At 72.3% G+C, this 16,639-nt stretch carries 16 protein-coding genes and 2 pseudogenes; 11 read left to right on the top strand and 7 right to left on the bottom strand.

Translation table 11 applies throughout. The annotated features are described in order from the left end of the window. Window positions 1-488: 488 nt before the first annotated feature. Window positions 489-929, bottom strand: coding sequence for a hypothetical protein (locus DRB89_RS38445; protein WP_239516588.1), 441 nt, complete (start codon window positions 927-929; stop codon window positions 489-491). A 154-nt stretch (window positions 930-1,083) separates the two neighbouring features. On the opposite strand from DRB89_RS38445, the gene pafA reads away from it, so the two are divergent. From pafA to DRB89_RS38420, 5 genes are all read left to right on the top strand, one after another. Further along, window positions 1,084-2,445 carry a Pup--protein ligase gene (gene pafA / locus DRB89_RS38440; RefSeq protein ID WP_053678744.1) on the top strand — a complete coding sequence of 454 codons (1,362 nt, stop codon included), beginning with the start codon at window positions 1,084-1,086 and terminating at the stop codon, window positions 2,443-2,445. A gap of 126 nt (window positions 2,446-2,571) precedes the next feature. Further along, the gene (locus tag DRB89_RS38435; RefSeq protein ID WP_112452660.1) at window positions 2,572-3,510 is read left to right on the top strand and encodes an FKBP-type peptidyl-prolyl cis-trans isomerase; all 939 of its coding nucleotides are present in this window, start codon (window positions 2,572-2,574) and stop codon (window positions 3,508-3,510) included. Window positions 3,511-3,557: 47 nt separating this feature from the next. Then, on the top strand, window positions 3,558-3,935 hold the full coding sequence (locus DRB89_RS38430) for an FKBP-type peptidyl-prolyl cis-trans isomerase (protein WP_112452659.1): 378 nt from the start codon (window positions 3,558-3,560) through the stop codon (window positions 3,933-3,935). A 143-nt stretch (window positions 3,936-4,078) separates the two neighbouring features. Further along, window positions 4,079-5,041 (top strand): WYL domain-containing protein, encoded by a 963-nt coding sequence (locus tag DRB89_RS38425; protein ID WP_112454310.1) that lies wholly within the window; start codon window positions 4,079-4,081, stop codon window positions 5,039-5,041. A 120-nt stretch (window positions 5,042-5,161) separates the two neighbouring features. Then, entirely contained in the window at window positions 5,162-6,226 is a 1,065-nt protein-coding gene (locus DRB89_RS38420; RefSeq protein WP_239516586.1) for a WYL domain-containing protein, read from the top strand. 158 nt (window positions 6,227-6,384) lie between these two features. Here DRB89_RS38420 and DRB89_RS45445 read toward each other — a convergent pair. Then, window positions 6,385-7,257, bottom strand: a pseudogene (locus DRB89_RS45445) (alpha/beta hydrolase); the annotation flags it as partial. A gap of 207 nt (window positions 7,258-7,464) precedes the next feature. Between DRB89_RS45445 and DRB89_RS38410 the strand changes: the two are divergent. Next, complete coding sequence (locus tag DRB89_RS38410) at window positions 7,465-7,857, top strand: YciI family protein (RefSeq protein ID WP_239516585.1); 393 nt, start codon at window positions 7,465-7,467, stop codon at window positions 7,855-7,857. A 118-nt stretch (window positions 7,858-7,975) separates the two neighbouring features. On the opposite strand, the gene DRB89_RS38405 is transcribed toward DRB89_RS38410, so the two are convergent. Next, window positions 7,976-8,356, bottom strand: a complete 381-nt coding sequence (locus DRB89_RS38405; protein ID WP_112452644.1) for a hypothetical protein — start codon at window positions 8,354-8,356, stop codon at window positions 7,976-7,978. A gap of 119 nt (window positions 8,357-8,475) precedes the next feature. On the opposite strand from DRB89_RS38405, the gene DRB89_RS38400 reads away from it, so the two are divergent. Beyond that, entirely contained in the window at window positions 8,476-8,946 is a 471-nt protein-coding gene (locus DRB89_RS38400) for a GNAT family N-acetyltransferase (RefSeq protein ID WP_112452643.1), read from the top strand. A gap of 6 nt (window positions 8,947-8,952) precedes the next feature. Here the strand turns inward: DRB89_RS38400 and DRB89_RS38395 are convergent. Both DRB89_RS38395 and DRB89_RS38390 read right to left on the bottom strand, forming a co-directional pair. Further along, window positions 8,953-10,067: pseudogene (locus DRB89_RS38395) on the bottom strand (IS630 family transposase). 75 nt (window positions 10,068-10,142) lie between these two features. After that, complete coding sequence (locus tag DRB89_RS38390) at window positions 10,143-10,385, bottom strand: ABC transporter permease (protein WP_112452642.1); 243 nt, start codon at window positions 10,383-10,385, stop codon at window positions 10,143-10,145. A gap of 232 nt (window positions 10,386-10,617) precedes the next feature. Here DRB89_RS38390 and DRB89_RS38385 point away from each other — a divergent pair, with 232 nt between their 5' ends. Together DRB89_RS38385 and DRB89_RS38380 are read left to right on the top strand one after the other, a co-directional pair. Beyond that, window positions 10,618-11,658, top strand: coding sequence for an oxidoreductase (locus DRB89_RS38385; protein WP_112463650.1), 1,041 nt, complete (start codon window positions 10,618-10,620; stop codon window positions 11,656-11,658). Further along, entirely contained in the window at window positions 11,649-12,980 is a 1,332-nt protein-coding gene (locus DRB89_RS38380) for a hypothetical protein (RefSeq protein ID WP_204358179.1), read from the top strand. The genes DRB89_RS38385 and DRB89_RS38380 overlap by 10 nt, the downstream gene beginning before the upstream one ends. A gap of 70 nt (window positions 12,981-13,050) precedes the next feature. Here DRB89_RS38380 and DRB89_RS38375 read toward each other — a convergent pair whose 3' ends face one another. Continuing rightward, window positions 13,051-13,842 carry a transglutaminase-like domain-containing protein gene (locus tag DRB89_RS38375; protein ID WP_112452724.1) on the bottom strand — a complete coding sequence of 264 codons (792 nt, stop codon included), beginning with the start codon at window positions 13,840-13,842 and terminating at the stop codon, window positions 13,051-13,053. Further along, complete coding sequence (locus tag DRB89_RS38370; RefSeq protein ID WP_112452725.1) at window positions 13,839-14,834, bottom strand: GNAT family N-acetyltransferase; 996 nt, start codon at window positions 14,832-14,834, stop codon at window positions 13,839-13,841. The genes DRB89_RS38375 and DRB89_RS38370 overlap by 4 nt, the downstream gene beginning before the upstream one ends. 118 nt (window positions 14,835-14,952) lie before the next feature. On the opposite strand from DRB89_RS38370, the gene fdxA reads away from it, so the two are divergent. After that, entirely contained in the window at window positions 14,953-15,282 is a 330-nt protein-coding gene (gene fdxA / locus DRB89_RS38365; RefSeq protein ID WP_030868357.1) for a ferredoxin, read from the top strand. Between the two features lie 155 nt (window positions 15,283-15,437). Then, window positions 15,438-16,538, top strand: a complete 1,101-nt coding sequence (dapC, locus tag DRB89_RS38360; RefSeq protein ID WP_112452726.1) for a succinyldiaminopimelate transaminase — start codon at window positions 15,438-15,440, stop codon at window positions 16,536-16,538. Window positions 16,539-16,639: the final 101 nt, after the last annotated feature.

The raw sequence follows: 16,639 nt of genomic DNA, 5'->3' as shown, positions 1-16,639 counted from the left end.
CGCGGCTCGCGCAGGCCAGGCCGTTCGAGCCGAGGAGGGGGCTGGCGGAGCCGCCGCGGCCGCGGGAGCCGAGAAACCATCAGCTGGGCGCCCTCGCCGAGGCCCGGCAGCACGTTGTCGGGGGTTCCCGTGCGGCCGTCGAGGGCCTCGCGGACCCGGATGAGCACGGGGTCGTCGTCCCGGCGCGGCTCGTCGAAGGCGCCGGACAGCGCCGAGCCGATCGTGTCCGTGGAGAGGCGGGCGTGCACGATGCGCAGCGGTGCGCCGGCCATCAGGGCTTGGGAGAGGGCCCATTCCAGGGCCGTTGGAGTTCGCGGAACCGCCCACGGCGGCGATCACGGGGCGCTGGCTCTGGTCCATGGCGGGCTCCTTGTGGGCAGCGGTGCGTGGACCCAGCCTCGCGGGGGCGGACGCCTGGCGGGAGTGCCCGATGGTCCCGAGCGGGTCGGGACCATCAGGCGCTCCCGCCAGGCGTACGGCGTGCGGGACTAGGCGTGGCCCGTGCGGCGGCGGAGGAACCAGGCTCCGGCGCCGAGTGCGGTCGCGACGAGGGCGCCGCCCGCGGCGATCTCGCCCGGGCTCATGGAATCGATGCTGCCGCCGAGCCCGCCGCGGGCCGCGCCCGGGGTGATGTTCAGGGCGACGGTGACGCGCTCGCCGCCGGGGCCGCCGCACTCGAAGGTGACGGGGTGTGAACCGGCGCTGATGTTGCGGGAGGTGGTGGCCGCGCCGAAGAGGTTGGTGGCCTCCGCGTTGCCCGGGGTCAGCCATACGTCGCCGAAGGCGCGCGAGGAGGCCTTGCCGGTACGGGTCCCGCAGCCGGTGACGTTGAGGCTGACCCGGCCGCCGGGGGCGACGTTGGTGGGGGAGACGCTGCCGGAGGGCTGGGCCTGGGCGAGGGTCGGCGGAGCGGCGGCGGCGATGGCCACGGCCGGAAGCGCACCCGAGTGGATGGTCGGCCGGGTCAGATGGGTATAAGGAACAGGTTCCTTGGGAGGGTCTTCGGGAGGGTCTTCGGAAAATGATCGAAACGACGCCCGCGAACTCGGTTTCAGAACAGAGCAGAAGGCGTAATGTTCAGTCATGGACCGCCGCATTTTCGGGCTGGAGAACGAGTACGGCGTCACGTGCACGTTCAGGGGACAGCGCCGACTGTCTCCTGACGAAGTGGCGCGCTACCTCTTCCGCCGTGTTGTGTCATGGGGCCGCAGTAGCAATGTCTTCCTGCGGAACGGCGCCCGCCTCTACCTCGACGTCGGTTCGCATCCGGAGTACGCAACTCCCGAATGCGACAACCTGATCGAACTGGTCACCCACGACAAGGCCGGCGAGCGCATTCTCGAAGGCCTGCTCGTCGATGCCGAACGCCGTCTGCACGAGGAGGGAATCGCGGGAGACGTCTATCTGTTCAAGAACAACACCGACTCGGCGGGCAACTCGTACGGCTGCCACGAGAACTATCTGGTGGCGCGGCACGGGGAATTCTCGCGGCTCGCGGACATTCTCATCCCGTTCCTCGTCACGCGGCAGCTGATCTGCGGTGCGGGCAAGGTGCTGCAGACGCCGAGGGGCGCGGTCTACTGCGTCAGCCAGCGGGCGGAGCACATCTGGGAGGGCGTCAGCTCGGCCACGACGCGTTCGCGGCCGATCATCAACACGCGCGACGAGCCGCACGCGGACGCGGAGCGCTACCGGCGCCTGCACGTCATCGTGGGCGACTCGAACATGTCCGAGACGACCATGCTGCTGAAGGTCGGGGCGACCGATCTGGTGCTGCGCATGATCGAGGCGGGCACGGTGATGCGGGACCTGACGCTGGAGAACCCGATCCGGGCGATCCGCGAGGTCAGCCACGACATCACGGGTCAGCGCAAGGTGCGTCTGGCGAGCGGCCGGGAGGCCTCGGCGCTGGAGATCCAGCGGGAGTACTACGACAAGGCGGTGGACTTCGCCGAGCGGCGGGGGATCCGCACGGGTGTCGTGGACCAGGTGCTGGAGCTGTGGGGCCGCACGCTCGACGCGATCGACGCGGAGGACCTGGACCGGATCGGGACCGAGATCGACTGGGTCATGAAGTACCAGCTGATCGAGCGGTACCGGGCCAAGCACAACATGACGATGTCGAATCCGCGGGTGGCTCAGATAGACCTCGCCTACCACGACATCCACCGCAGGCGCGGGCTGTACTACCTGCTGGAGCGCAAGGGGCAGGCGGCGCGGATCTGCAACGACCTCAAGATCTTCGAGGGGAAGTCGGTTCCTCCGCAGACGACGAGGGCGCGGCTGCGGGGCGACTTCATCCGCCGGGCGCAGGAGCAGCGGCGGGACTTCACGGTCGACTGGGTGCATCTGAAGCTCAATGACCAGGCGCAGCGCACCGTGCTGTGCAAGGACCCGTTCCGTTCGGTGGACGACCGGGTGGAGAAGCTGATCGCGGGGATGTAGGGCGCCGTGGGGCGTGGTGTGACATAGCGCTGATCTTGGACAGGGCCTCGTACGGATCTCGTACGGGGCCCTGTGCACGGCTTAGAGTGGCGACGACCGTCCAGCCGTCTGAGATCTGAGGAACACGTGCGCCGACTTGCCGGCCTGCTTGTCGTACCCCTTCTGCTGCTGTCGACAGCAGCGTGTGGCGACAGCGGCTCCGACTCCGCCGAGACGAAGAACGGGGCGCCCGCGATCACGAAGGGTGCCAAGTTCGGGGAAGAGCCCACCCTGGCCAAGGGGAAGGGCACCCCGCCGAAGGAACTGAAGGTGGTGACCATCAGCGAGGGCGACGGCCCGGCGCTGAAGAAGGGCGATGTCGCCCAGGTCAACTACCTCGGCCAGGTGTGGGACGGCAAGGAGCCGTTCGACCAGAGCTTCGGCAAGGGCAAGCCGTTCGACGTGACCATCGGCGCCGGCCAGGTCATCAAGGGCTGGGACCAGGGCCTCGAGGGCAAGAAGGTCGGCAGCCGTCTGGAGCTCGTGATCCCGCCGGACCTCGGTTACGGCGCGCAGGGCTCGGGCGAGAAGATCAAGGCGAACGCCACGCTCGTCTTCGTCGTGGACATCGTCAAGGGCACCTCCATCCCGGCCTCGGCCAAGGGCAAGGAGATCCCGCAGGACAACAAGGACCTGCCCAAGGTCGGCGTGAACACGGACGGCAAGGAAGTCTCCGTGACCGTCCCGAAGGACGCGACGCCGCCGGCCAAGCTGGTCTCGGACTACGTCCTGGAGGGTGACGGCGCCGTAGTCAAGGACACCGACAACGTCGTGGTCAAGTTCAACGGCAAGACGTGGAAGGACGACAAGACCTTCGAAAGCACGTACGCCACGGACCAGTCCGTGACGTGGCCGCTGGAGCAGCTTTCGGTCAAGGGTCTGAAGGAAGGCCTGCTCGGCAAGAAGGTCGGCAGCCGCATCCTGCTGGTCATCCCGCCGGACGCGGGCTTCGGTGACAAGGAGCAGGGCACCATTCCGGCGAACTCGACGCTGGTCTTCAGCCTCGACATCCTCGCCGTGATGTAAGACTGTCCCGGTTGTCCCCCTGTTCGTGAGTTTTGAGGAGCAGTTCCGTGAGCGACAAGCTCGAGAAGCCCGAGATCGACTTCCCCGAGGGTCCGGTCCCCACCGACCTCGTCATCGAGGACATCTGGGAGGGCGAGGGCGCCGAGGCCAAGGCGGGTTCCCGCGTCTCCGTCCACTACGTGGGCGTGGCCTTCTCCACCGGTGAGGAGTTCGACGCTTCCTGGGGCCGCGGCGCGCCGCTGCAGTTCCAGCTCGGTGTCGGCCAGGTCATCTCCGGATGGGACCAGGGCGTCCAGGGCATGAAGGTCGGCGGCCGTCGCAAGCTGACGATCCCGGCCCACCTCGCGTACGGCGACCGCGGCGCCGGCGGCGCCATCAAGCCGGGCGAGACGCTGATCTTCGTGTGCGACCTGATGGGCGCCTGATCAGTCGTTGGTGAAGCCGTGGGGCCCCTGCCGTGAGGCGGGGGCCCTCGCTTTTGCCCTGGACCACCGGGGCGGTACGGTCAGCGGTCACGAGGGTGTGCGCGGGGACGCCTCTCGAAGGACCGGAAGGGCGGATGGGCTCGATGGCGATTGCCAAGGCCGAGCGGCTGATGAATCTGGCGCTGTGTCTGCTGGGGACCCGTCGGCCGCTGAGCAAGCGCGAGCTGCGCGGTTCCATCGAGGCCTACATGGAGGCCGGGAACGACGAGTCCTTCAACAGGATGTTCGAGCGGGACAAGGACGATCTGCGCGAGCTCGGCCTGGTCATCGAGACGGTCGAGAACCTGGACGGGGATACGGGCTACCTGGCCCGCCGGGACTCCAACCGGCTGCCGCCCGTCGCGCTGGACGCCGAGGAGGCCGCGGCCCTCGGGCTCGCCGCCAAGGTCTGGCAGCAGGCGCGGCTCGCCGGGGCCGCCAGCGGTGCGCTGCAGAAGCTGCGCGCCGGCGGCATGCCGGAGGCCTCCGATCCGTACGAGGGCCAGCACAGTGCCATCGAGCCCCGGATCCCGGTCCACGAGGCGGCCTTCGAGCCGCTGATGCTGGCCTGCCGCGACCGCCGGCCGGTGGTCTTCGACTACCGCAAGTCCACCGCCGCGCGTCCCGAGGCCCGTCAGGTCGAGCCCTGGGCCCTGGAGTGCTGGCGCGGCCACTGGTACCTGGCGGGCTTCGACCGCGACCGCGGGGCGGAGCGCGTGTTCCGGCTCTCGCGGATCACGGGGAAGGTCCGCTCGCGGGCGGCGAAGTACACCGCCGATGTCCCGGACGTGGTGACCGTGCGGGAGACCGTGGCGAGCTGGGCCGGGGAGAGCGCGGACCGCTCGGCGCTGATCCGGCTGCGTGCCGGGGCGGGCTATCCGCTGCGGGCCAAGGCCACGGCCGTGCGCGAGAGCGCGGGCGGGGCGGGCTGGGACGAGCTGGAGATCCCGTACGGGCACGGGCTGGACGCGTGGCTGGTGGAGTTCGGCCCCGATGTCGTGGTGCTGGAGCCCGCGGACCTGCGGGCCGACGTGGTGGACCGGCTGCGTGCCGTGGCCAAGGGCTGACCGGGCCGTGCCGGGCCGCGCGCGAGCGCGGACGGGCGCGTAGCCGTACGCAATCCGCGCGGGGCCGTGGCCGGCCGCGCGAATCCAGTGAGCAACGCCCTGAGGGGGAGACGTACCAGCATGGCTGCCAACGCCATCGACCAGACGCGCCGGATGCTGTCCCTGGTGACCTATCTGCGTGAGCGCCCCGGCGCGTACGTCGCCGACGTGGCCCGCGCCTTCGGGATCACCGAGGACGAGCTGATCTCGGACCTCGACGTGCTCCCCATGTGCGGGACCAGCTTCCGGGGCGGGGACCTGCTCGACATCGACACCGACGGGGAGCGCATCTGGTGGCGCAATCCCGACGCCTCGGGGGAGTCCACGGCCGAGCCGCTGCGGCTGGCCGCCGACGAGGCGACCGCGCTGCTGGTCGCCGCCCGCGCGGTGGCCACCCTGCCGGGGTTGCGCGAGAGCGACCGCGACGCCCTGCTGCGGGCCACGGCGAAGCTGGAGGCGGCGGCCGGCGAGGCGGCCGGGGCCAGCTCCCGGCTCTCGGTGACCTTCGAGTCCGAGGGCGGGGTCTTCGCCGATGTGGACCGGGCGATCTCCGAGCGGAAGCGGGTGTGGCTGCGCTACTACTCGCCGGCGCGCGACGAGCTGACCGAGCGCACCGTCGACCCGATCCGGCTGTTCGCGGTCGGGCACACCTACATGGAGGGGTGGTGCCACCTCTCCGAGGCGCGGCGCACCTTCCGTCTCGACCGGGTCGCGGAGATCCGGCTGCTCGACGAGCGCTCCGACCCGCCGGCCATCGAGCCGCGCGACCTGTCGGTGGGGCTGGTCCAGCCGGCCGCCGAGGACCCGGAGGTCGTGGTCGAGGTCGGTCCGGGCGGGCGCTGGGTCGCCGAGTACTACCCGCACGACAGTGCCGAGGAGTTGCCCGAGGGCGGACTGCGGATCACCCTGCGCAGCCCGGACCCGGCCTCGCTGCGCCGGCTGGCGCTGCGGCTGGGCCGCGAGGGGCGCATCGTGGCCCCCGTGGAGCTGGCGGACAGCGCGCGGCAGGCGGCCCGGGAGGCGCTCGCCGCCTCGGCGGAGGCCGGCACGCACCCGTCCCGGCTGGGCCCCTCGGTCCTGCCCACCTCCAGGGCCGGCACGGCCGCCGCCGCGGTCCTGCGCGCCAGGACGGGCCGCTGGTCCTGACGGGCCGCTGGTCCCGACGGGCCGGCCCGCGGAGCGACGGCCGCCCCCGGCGGACGGCCTGACGGGCCCGGTCCGCGGCGGTCGATACGATGCCGGAACCGAGTCTTCGGCTGGGCCGTGGCCCGGTCCGCGACGAGGCGGACCGCCGCGATCGTGAGGTCCGGGTCGTGGAGCTGGACGTAGTGGTCGCTACCGGTCGCCAGCAGGTGCGGGGTCTGCGGGCGCAGGCCCACCAGGGCCTGCTGGGCCTTGGGCCACGCCTTCTCCAGCTTCGCCAGCAGGTCCTTGGACATCGTGGGCGGCGCGGCGAAGGGCGCGGTCTTGCTGAGCACCGCGACCGGGACCGGGGGGAGCGGGCCGCCCCGGTCGATGGCGGTGACCCCGCCGTCGATGTCGACCTGCTCGAAGTCCGGATCGGCGTCGAAGGGCGTACCCGGATGCCGCAGCGCTTCGACGTACGCCGCCCAGTCCGCCCCCATCGCGGGCTTCAGGGCCGGTCCCAGCGCGTCGACCAGGACCAGCCCGCGCGTGCGCTCCGGATGCTCCTGGGCGTACCGCAGCGCGAGCATCCCGCCGAAGGAGTGCCCCACCAGCAGGTACGGGCCGGGTACGTGCCCGGCCGTCAGCACCCGGTCCAGGTCCTCGACCATGTCGGGCAGGGCCCGGGTCCCCCGTACGGGTGTGCTGCGGTCGGTGAGCTCGGGTGGCTGCGTGTAGCGGATGGTGCCCGGCCGGTCGTAGGTGCAGACCCGGGTGAACGCGGCCACTCCCGGCAGCACCGCCGGGGCCTTCGGCACGGGCGGGGCGGTGTCGGTCAGCGACCACGGGTCGGAGGCCTCGTGCAGCCCGGCCAGCAGCACCACGCTCGGGCTCCCGGAGCCCGAGCACCGCAGGTACAGGCTCCGCCCGCCGCCGATGTCCACCCGCTGCTCGGTGTCGCCCCCGCCCGGCGGCGGGGTGGCGGCTGTGGTGGCCACCAGCAGGACGGCGGCCACCACAGCCGCCACCGCACCTGGCACACGCCATCGCATGCCTCAAGCCTCCCGCGCCGGCCTTTCCCCCGCCATCCGGCGCCGAGGACACCCACGAGAAGACCCCCTCGGCCGCTCCCGGTGATGTGATGGCGGGAAAGCCGATGAGTTTCGCGGCGCCCGGCTGTCTACCCCTTCGTAGGCCCGAGAGGCCGAGAAGCCGAGAAGTCGGAGAAGCCCAGCAGCCGCCCCGGAAGGGTGAGGAACATGAAGTACATGATCCAGATGAACGTGCCGGCCGATCAGTGGGACGCCATCATGACGGCGTACTCCAAGGACGACATGGAGGCCATGTTCGCCCACATGGGCGCCCTCAACGATGACCTCACCGCCGCCGGCGAGTGGGTCGAGGGGCAGGGCCTCGGCGGCCCCTCGCTGGTCAAGACGGTGCGTGCCGGAAGCGACGGGCGTCCGCAGGTGACGGACGGGCCGGCCCAGGAGGGGCACATCCTGGCCGGGTACTGGGTGGTCGACGTCAAGAGCGAGGACCGGGCCCTGGAGATCGCCGCCCGGGCGTCGGCGTGCCCCGGCGCGGGCGGGAAGCCCTCCAACGACCCCGTAGAGGTGCACCCGATCCCCGAGGACCCGACCCAGGCCTGAGCCGGGAGACCGAGGAGGCCGTCCTCCGCGCCGCGTCCGCGAGACGCTGACCGGCCGGCCGGCCAGCCGCGCCGGAGCGCGCGGCCCGGAGGACGGCCTGTGGCCCCCGGTCCGTTCCTCAGGCCGATCGCAGGGCGTCCGTGGGGGACGCCCCGGCCGCGCGCAAGGCCGGGTGGATTCCGGCGACGGCGGCCACCAGCACGGAGACGAGCGGGCAGGCGGCGACGGTGTGGAGCGTGATGGAGGGCGGCCGGCCCTGGGCGAGGGCGTAGCCGCGGCGAGTGCGAGGGCCAGCCCGCTGAGCGCGCGCTTCGCCTCGCCGCGTGCCGTGAGGAGGTCGGACGGCCGGCTGACGGCGACCCTGCTCGGATGGGCCGTTCGCGGTGGCGCCGGCCACGGACTGCACGTCGGGGACGCGTTCGGGGTGGGAGCGCAGGTAGCCGGCGGCGGCGGTGCCGTCCGCGCCCAGCCGGGCCGCGGCCTGGGGCCAGCCGGCCACGGCGGCGGGGCCGAGTTCGGGGGCTAGTGCTCTGACCGCATAGGTTCACCGGATTCCGGTCCGAGCGTCGTGGAGAAGTCGGATGCGGCCGCATCGTGTGTCTGCGATCATGCGTCGCTGTGGAGAGCAACAACTTTGTCGTCCGTCGAGCGGTCGAGTCCGACGCTGCCGCGGTGGCCGAGGTCTGGCTGCGTTCCTTCACGGCGGCGCTTCCGAGCGTGCGCCGAGCGCATACGGACGACCAGGTCCGGTCCTGGTTCGGGGAAGTGGTGGTGCCCGACCTCGAGACGTGGGTGGCGACAGTCGAAGGTTCGGTGGTCGGGATGATGGTGCTGGACGGCGAAGACCTGGACCAGCTCTATCTTGATCCCGCCTGGCAGGGCCGGGGGATCGGCGGCCGCCTGGTGCACCAGGCGAAGCAATGTCGTCCGGCCGGGTTGGCGCTGTGGACGTTCCAGGTCAACGAGTCGGCGCGGCGCTTCTACGAGCGGCACAGCTTCGCCGCTGCTGAGTGCACCGACGGTTACCGCAACGAGGAACGCGAGCCGGACATCCGGTACGTGTGGCGACCTGGGCAGCAAGAGCCCTGAGACGTCTCAGGCCGCCTGGCCGAGTGGTCGTCCGCCCCAGCGAATGCCCTTCTCGCTTCGGATGCGGGCGCGTTCCTTGCGTTCGGCGGCCAGGACGTCTCGGTGGCGGGCGTTGGCGTTGCGCCACCGCAGGTAGGCGTGCAGGGCCCGGGTCTGGACGGTGTGGTTCGGGTGATTGGAGTTGGTGAACTGTCGCAGTGGTCCGAAGTGGGCTTCGATCGGGTTGGCCCAGGAGGCGCAGGTCGGGGTGAAGCACAGTTCGACCTTGTTCTTCTCCGCCCAGCGGCGGGTGTCGCTGCCCTTGTGGGCGGACAGGTTGTCCATGATCACGTAGATCGGGGCTCCGTCGGGCCGGGCGGCGCGGATCGACTTCAGGGCGGCCAGCGGGTTCACGGCACCTTTCTTGCGGCGGTTGATACCCCCAAGGTGTCGCTCCCGACGGAGTAGCAGCCGTGTAAGTAGCGCACCCCGTGGGTGCGGTGATAGGTAGCGGGCACCCGGTCGGGGTGGCCCTGGCCGGCCCAGCCCGAGCCTGCGGTGGGCCGGATCCCGAGGGGGCCGAATTCGTCGAACGCGAAGACCCGGTCAGGGAAGCGGTCCAAGGCTTCCTCGATCCGGTCCAGTTTCGTTTCGCGGTCCGGGTCGGGTGACGCCTTCCACGTCTTGGTGCGTTGGAAGGCGACGCCACGGCGGGCGAGGAGGCGGCGTAATGCCTCGCGGCCGTCGCGTATGGTCCGGATGTGGACTTTGCGCAGGTAGGCGGCGAGTTTACGCAGTGACCAGCGGGTGAAAGGCTGGCCGAGCTTGACCGGGCGGGTGGTGGCCGTCTCGATGACGAAGGCCTCGTCGTCAGTGCTGAGCAGGCGGGGACGGCCTCCCGCCCACTGAGGGTCCAGGCAGGCCAGGCCGATCTCGTTGAACCGGTGGATCACGTCCCGGACGGTGTCCTCGTCGGCCTGGACCAGCTGAGCAATCACCGGGACGCGGTTCCCGCCGGCCGAAGCCAGCAGCATCATCGCGCGCCGATAGCGCACCGAACTCGTGCTGCCTCGGCGCACGATCTGCTGCAGCCGTTGCCCCTCTTGGTCGGTGAGCCTGCGCACACGGACAGGCCCGGCCACCGCACCTCCACCGGTCGGATCGGACGCCACCCCACATCCAACCGCCACGACCACCAACCCGGCGAACCTATGAGGTCACAGCACTAGGTCGTTCGGCGCCAGGATTCCCGTGACGACGTACGGCTCTCCGCCCAACCAGACCCGCTCGCCCGGCGCGGTCACACCGAGGCGCTGTGCGGCCTGGTCGCCGAGCACGGTCACGGGGAGGTTCTCACCGGCCTGGTTGAGCCACTTCCCGCTGCGCGGGGTGGCGTGGACGTCGAGCAGGTTCAGCCGGGCGGCGAGCACGGTGGCGCTGCCGGTCTGCTGCTTGGGCACCAGGTCGTTGCGGTAGACCTCGGCCTTGGTGGCCCCGGTCGCGGTGACGTGCTGGACCGGGCGATGTTGGGGAGCATCTCGGGGTCGAGGCGCGCGGCCTCGTGCACGGGGAGGAGAGCGACCCGAACGGAGGGCGCGGGCCCGCCCTCGGGAGGCGGTGGCCGGGACGCGCCCTGGACGGTGAATCCGGGGTGCGTTAGCTTCCGGCGCCATGAGACTTTGGGGAGTTGGCATGTGTGCGGCGGCTCTGCTGCTGGGGGTGGTGGCCTCACCGGCGCAGGCCGCAGGGGAGTCACCGGACCTCCGGGGCGCGGGTTGGGCACTGAAGGAGACCGGCAAGGACTCCCGTTTCCGGGGGCTGGCGGCGGTCAGCCGGTCCACGGCCTGGGTGGCCGGCTCGAAGGGGACCGTGCTGCGGACCTCGGACGGCGGGCGGAGCTGGCGGGACGTCTCGCCGCCGGGGGCCGTCGCGGAGGGGCTCGAGCTGCGGGACATCGAGGCCTTCGACGGGCGGCGCGCGGTGGCCCTGTCCATCGGGGAGGGCGAGGCCTCCCGGGTGCTGCGCACGGAGGACGGCGGAGCCACGTGGACCGAGACCTTCCGGAATTCCGACCCGCGGGCCTTCTACGACTGCCTCACCTTCTTCGACTCCCGGCACGGGCTCGCGATGAGCGACCCGGTGGACGGGAAGTTCCGCATCCTGTCCACGGACGACGGCGGTCGGAGCTGGCGGGTGCTCCCGAACACGGGGATGCCGGACGCGCTGCCGGGGGAGGCGGGCTTCGCCGCGAGCGGCCAGTGCCTGGTGGCGGCCGGGTCGCGCGACGTCTGGCTGGCCACGGGCGGCGGCGCCCTCGCCCGGGTCCTGCACTCCGCGGACCGCGGCCTGACCTGGAAGGTGGCCGACTCCACCGTCCCGGCGGGCGACCCGGCGCGCGGGGTCTTCGCCCTGGCCTTCCGGGACCGTACGAGGGGACTGGCGGTCGGCGGTGACTACCGCACCGGGCAGGCCTCCCCGCAGGCCGCGGCGGTGTCCTCGAACGGGGGCCGCACATGGCGGCAGGCGGCGGCCCCGCCGCCGGCCTACCGCTCGGGCGCGGCCTGGTTCCCGTACGGCGCCGGCACGGCCCTCGCGGTGGGCCCGACGGGCACGGACGTGACCCGGGACGGTGGCCGCACCTGGCGGGCGCTGGACCCGGGGTCGTTCGACACCGTCGCCTGCACGGCGGACGGCGGCTGCTGGGCGGCGGCGGCGACCCCAGCGTGCTCGTGACATCGGTGCTGTTCCGCCAGCGGATCTCGGCGACCGGGCTGACGTCGGCGTGCGGAGCCGGCGGATCCCAGTGCACGTTGGGGCACCACAGGAGCCCCGCGCAGCCGGCCTGGCCCGGCGACGGCGGCCCGGCCACCCCGCCCGGCGGCGTCCCCGCCGGCCACGGCATGCCCGGCTACGGCTCCGGCCCCGCCGGACCGACGGGCGGGCCCGCACTGGGCTCCGTACCCGTCGGCGACACCCGGGAGCCCAGCTGGCCCGGCCCCGAGCTGGACGCCGCCGGTCACCCGGCGGCCGCGGTGCCCGCGCCCGCCCCGCGCCCCGCCGCCGGCGAAGGCCTCCCGGCCGCCAAGCGCAAGGTCCCCGCCAAGCCCGCCAAGAAGGGCGGGCACAGCAAGCTCGTCGTGGCCGGCGGCGGCCTCATCGCGCTGTTCGGCGTGGCCTACGGCGCCGGCCTGCTCCTGAACGCCTCCGACGTCCCCAAGGGCACCACCGTCCTCGGCGTCGACATCAGCGGCACCCGCGACGAGGCCGTCGCCAAGCTCCAGACGGCCTTCGGCAACCGCGCCTCCGCCCCCCTCCAGCTCACCGTGGGCGGCAAGACGGTCGAACTGAAGCCCGAGAAGGCCGGCCTGAGCCTCGACAGCCAGACCACCGTCCGCAACGCGGCGGGCAGCGACTACAACCCCGTCACCGTCATCGGCTCGCTCTTCGGCAGCGAGCGCGCCGCCGAACCCGTCATGCCCACCGACGAGGAGAAGCTGCAGGCCGCCCTCCAGGAGCTGGCCGGCAGCGCCGGATCCGTCACCGAGGGCACCATCACCTTCGACACCGGCAAGGCCGTCGCCGTCCCCGGCAAGCCCGGCTCCACGCTCGACGCGGACGCCTCCGCCGACCTGGTGGTCAAGGCCTTCCGCGCCATGATCGCCACCGGCACGTCCACACCCCTCGAACTCCCGGTCACCACCAAGGACCCGGTCGTGGACCAGGCCGAACTGGACCGGGCCATGAAGGAGTTCGCCGAGCCCGCGATGTCGAACACCGCGACCGTCAAGGCGGGGACGAAGTTCATCCCCTTCGGCCCCAAGTCCCTGCCCAAGATCCTCAGCATGCAGGTCGTGGACGGCCACCTCGTCGAGAAGTACGACCTGGAGGCGCTCAAGGCCACGTACGGGAACACCTTCGACGGCGTCCTGATCATGCGCGGCACCGGCGAGAAGACCGCCGTCACCCCGCAGGACGTCGCCGGAGCCCTCGGCAAGGCGCTGCGCGGCAAGACGCCCGCCGAGCGGACCGCGGTCATCGACACCAACGCCAGCTGACCCGAAAAGCACAGGCCGGAGCCCCTTCCCGGACCCCGGGGAGGGGCTCCCGCGTATCCGGGGAGACGGGCTAGTTGAGCAGGGCCCTCGCCGACTGGGCCTCCGCGCGGATGCGGGCGGCTGACGGCGGGTCGATCACGTCGACCACGAGCGCGTACGCCTCCATCTCCCCGGCGCCGGAGACGAACTCCCCGCGCTCCACGAGCAGCTTCGCCCGCTCGTAGCGCAGCGCCGCCGGATGCGACGGCAGGAGCAGCGCCAGGTCCAGCGCCCACAGCGCCACCGCCGAGTGCTCGGGCCGCGTCGCGGCCCACGCCCGGATGTTGTTCAGGATCCGCAGGACGATGTCCAGCGTCCGCGCGGCGGTCCGCGGCCCGGCCGCCAGCTCCGCGGGACCCGCGCCCAGCGACGCGCCCCCCGCGAAGGGGTCCACGACCACGCCCTCCTCCGGATCCCCGAAACCGATCACGAAGTGCCCCGGCAGGGCCAGCCCGTACACCGGGGCCCCGGCCCGCCGGGCCACCTCCAGCCAGACCACGGACAGCAGGATCGGCAGCCCCCGGCGCCGCCGCAACACCTCGTGCAGGAGCGAGGAGGAGAGCTTGTCGTAGTCGGCCGGGGTGCCGTGGAAGCCCAACTGCCCGCCCAGCAGCCCCGCCACCGCCGACGCCCACGCCCGGGCGTCCCGCAGCCCGTACGGCAGCATGCCCGCCATCCGGTCCAGCTCCATCTGCGCCCAGTCCATCGCCCGTTCGTCGAGCTCGGGGTCGGCCTCGGCGGCGAGCAGCAGGCACAGCACGGCCAGGTCCGGCCGATCCGCCCGCGCCTCCGCGGCGAACTGCTCGCGCCAGGGCGAGGTCACGCCGCCGCCCGGCGGTAGTGGTGGTAGCTGTGGTGCGCCCCGAAGCCCATCCCGGCGTACAGCGCCTGCGCCCCGGTGTTCTCGGTCTCCACCTGGAGCCACGCCGCCGACGCGCCCTCTTCCAGGGCGCGCCGCGCCAGCGCCGCCATCACGGCCGTCGCCAGGCCCCGCCGCCGGTGCTCCGGATCGACCTCGACCGCCGCGAAGCCGGCCCACCGGCCGTCGACGACGACCCGCCCGATCGCCCGTCCGGGCACGAGCGCGAACCACACCGAGGGCCCTGCCGTCAGCACCCGCAGGGCGGCCCCGGGATCGACGACCCGCCCGTAGCGGCCGAGCCACTCCTCGTCCGGGGCGCGGGTCAGGACCACGTCCCCGACGGCGGGCAGCGCCGCGTCGTCCACGTCCGCCGGCGCCGCCAGCCCGCCGGTCCACACCTGCGCGGAGACCTCGCGGACCCACCCCCGGGCCTCCAGCCCGGAACAGAGCAGCTCCTGGGTGCCGGCGGCCCCCGTCGCGGCCTGGACGTAGGCCGGAAGTCCCCTTTCCCCGTACCAGGAGGTCACCCGCGCGAGTGCATCGTCCAGCGGGGTCCCCGGGTCGCCGAGCGCCAGTACGGAATTGGCGCGGCGGGTGAAGCCCGCGGCCGCGCGCAGCGTCCACTCGCCCAGCGGCTCGCTCTCCAGCGGCACCCAGGACCGCGCGGCGATCCGCGCGAGCTCCTCGAAGGAGGCCGCGGGACCCCTGCGCCGGGCCGGCGCGGCCGGTACGACCTTGCCCGCGACCAGCAGGGATTCCGCGATGCGGACGGACTCGCCGGTCTTTCGTGTGATCGTCAGCACACCCCTGTTCCAGGATGTGAGAACCCCTACCGTGTCCGTGAACGCGAAGGCCCCGCCGGGCTCACCCTCCACCCGTCGTACAGAGACACGTTTACCCACGTCAGCGGGTGTGATCCGGATCTCCAGCCGTCCACCGGCAGTGATTTCCACAGCTCTGTCCGCCCCTCCTGTTCGGATCGTGCCCGGGAACGGAGATACTAGAGGCGGGCCATCGACGACGCCGCGCTCCCGCGCGATATGGAAAGCCCTTATGAGGAGGAACGAGAGCGTGACCTACGTCATCGCGGAGCCTTGTGTCGACGTCAAGGACAAGGCATGCATCGAAGAGTGCCCCGTCGACTGCATCTACGAGGGCCAGCGGTCCTTGTACATCCACCCGGACGAGTGCGTCGACTGTGGTGCGTGTGAGCCGGTCTGCCCGGTCGAGGCCATCTTCTACGAGGACGACACTCCGGAGGAGTGGAAGGACTACTACAAGGCGAACGTCGAGTTCTTCGACGAGCTCGGTTCGCCCGGTGGTGCTTCCAAGCTCGGCCTGATCGAGCGCGACCACCCCTTCATCGCGGCGCTTCCGGCGGACATCAACCCGAGCCACTGACGGTCGGTACCGCCTGAACCGCCACCTCGGTCCCGTCCGGCTGTCAGCCGGACGGGACCGAGGTGTTTCCCGCGCGGAACGCACGCGCGGAACGCACGCAACCACACGCACGCAATCGCACGCACGGAACACCTGGAAAGCGAAAAGAGCGCATCGTGGCCGCAGTCTCAGCCCGTCTTCCCGTCTTCCCCTGGGACAAGCTGGAGCCGTACAAGGCGACGGCCGCGGCCCACCCGGACGGCATCGTCGACCTGTCCGTCGGCACCCCCGTCGACCCGGTGCCGCAGCTGATCCAGCGCGCCCTCGTCGAGGCCGCCGACTCTCCGGGATATCCCACGGTGTGGGGCACGGCCGCCCTGCGCGACGCGATCACCGGCTGGGTACGCGGCCGCCTCGGCGCGAGCGCCGCCGGGCACCGCAACGTCCTGCCGGTCGTCGGCTCCAAGGAGCTGGTGGCCTGGCTGCCGACGCAGCTGGGCCTCGGCGCCGGGGACCAGGTGGCGTACCCCCGGCTGGCCTACCCGACGTACGAGGTCGGCGCGCGGCTGTGCGGCGCCGAGCCAGTGGTCTACGACGATCCCACCACCGATCTCGACCCGGCCCGCGTGAAGCTGCTGTGGCTCAACTCCCCGTCCAACCCCACCGGTGCGGTCCTCTCCAAGGAGGAGCTCGTCCGGATCGTGGCCTGGGCGCGCGAGCACGGGATCCTGATCTTCAGCGACGAGTGCTACCTGGAGCTGGGCTGGGAGGCCGAGCCCGTCTCCGTCCTGCACGACGAGGTCTGCGGGGGCTCGTACGAGGGCATCGTCAGCGTGCACTCGCTCTCCAAGCGGTCCAACCTGGCGGGCTACCGGGCGGCCTTCATCGCCGGTGACGCCGAAGTCCTCGGCGAGCTCCTGCAGATCCGCAAGCACGGCGGCATGATGACCGCGGCCCCGGTGCAGGCGGCCACGGTGGCGGCGCTGGGCGACGACGTCCACGTCGAGGAGCAGCGGGTGCGCTACGCGGCCCGCCGCGAGGCGCTGCGCACGGCCCTGGAGGCGCACGGCTTCCGCATCGAGCACAGCGAGGCCAGCCTGTACCTGTGGGTGACCCGGGACGAGCCCTGCTGGGACACGGTCGCGCACCTCGCGGGGCTGGGCATCCTGGTCGCGCCGGGCGATTTCTACGGCGAGGCGGGCGCGCGCTTCGTCCGCGTGGCCTTCACGGCCACGGACGAGCGCGTCGAGGCCGCGGTCAAGCGGCTGGCGCTCTAGCCCGCAGCCCGCAGCCCGCAGTCCGCCGGGGCGGGCCCCTGTACGGCCCGAGGGGCCGGGAGTTCGTGCTCCCGGCCCCTCGGTGTTCCTGCGGACGGCGG

It is taken from the genome of Streptomyces sp. ICC4 (genome assembly GCF_003287915.1).
Taxonomy (GTDB): Bacteria; Actinomycetota; Actinomycetes; order Streptomycetales; family Streptomycetaceae; genus Streptomyces; species Streptomyces tritrimontium.
Note: the sequence above shows the minus strand (reverse complement) of the source record. Positions and strands in the feature narration are given on the sequence as shown.

Excerpts from the sequence above, each read along its gene's own strand:
- pafA (WP_053678744.1), top strand. The coding sequence starts at position 1,084 with ATGGACCGCCGCATTTTCGGGCTGGAGAACGAGTACGGCGTCACGTGC.
- DRB89_RS38425 (WP_112454310.1), top strand. The coding sequence starts at position 4,079 with ATGGCGATTGCCAAGGCCGAGCGGCTGATGAATCTGGCGCTGTGTCTG.
- DRB89_RS38420 (WP_239516586.1), top strand. The coding sequence starts at position 5,162 with ATGGCTGCCAACGCCATCGACCAGACGCGCCGGATGCTGTCCCTGGTG.
- DRB89_RS38410 (WP_239516585.1), top strand. The coding sequence starts at position 7,465 with ATGAAGTACATGATCCAGATGAACGTGCCGGCCGATCAGTGGGACGCC.
- DRB89_RS38385 (WP_112463650.1), top strand. The coding sequence starts at position 10,618 with ATGTGTGCGGCGGCTCTGCTGCTGGGGGTGGTGGCCTCACCGGCGCAG.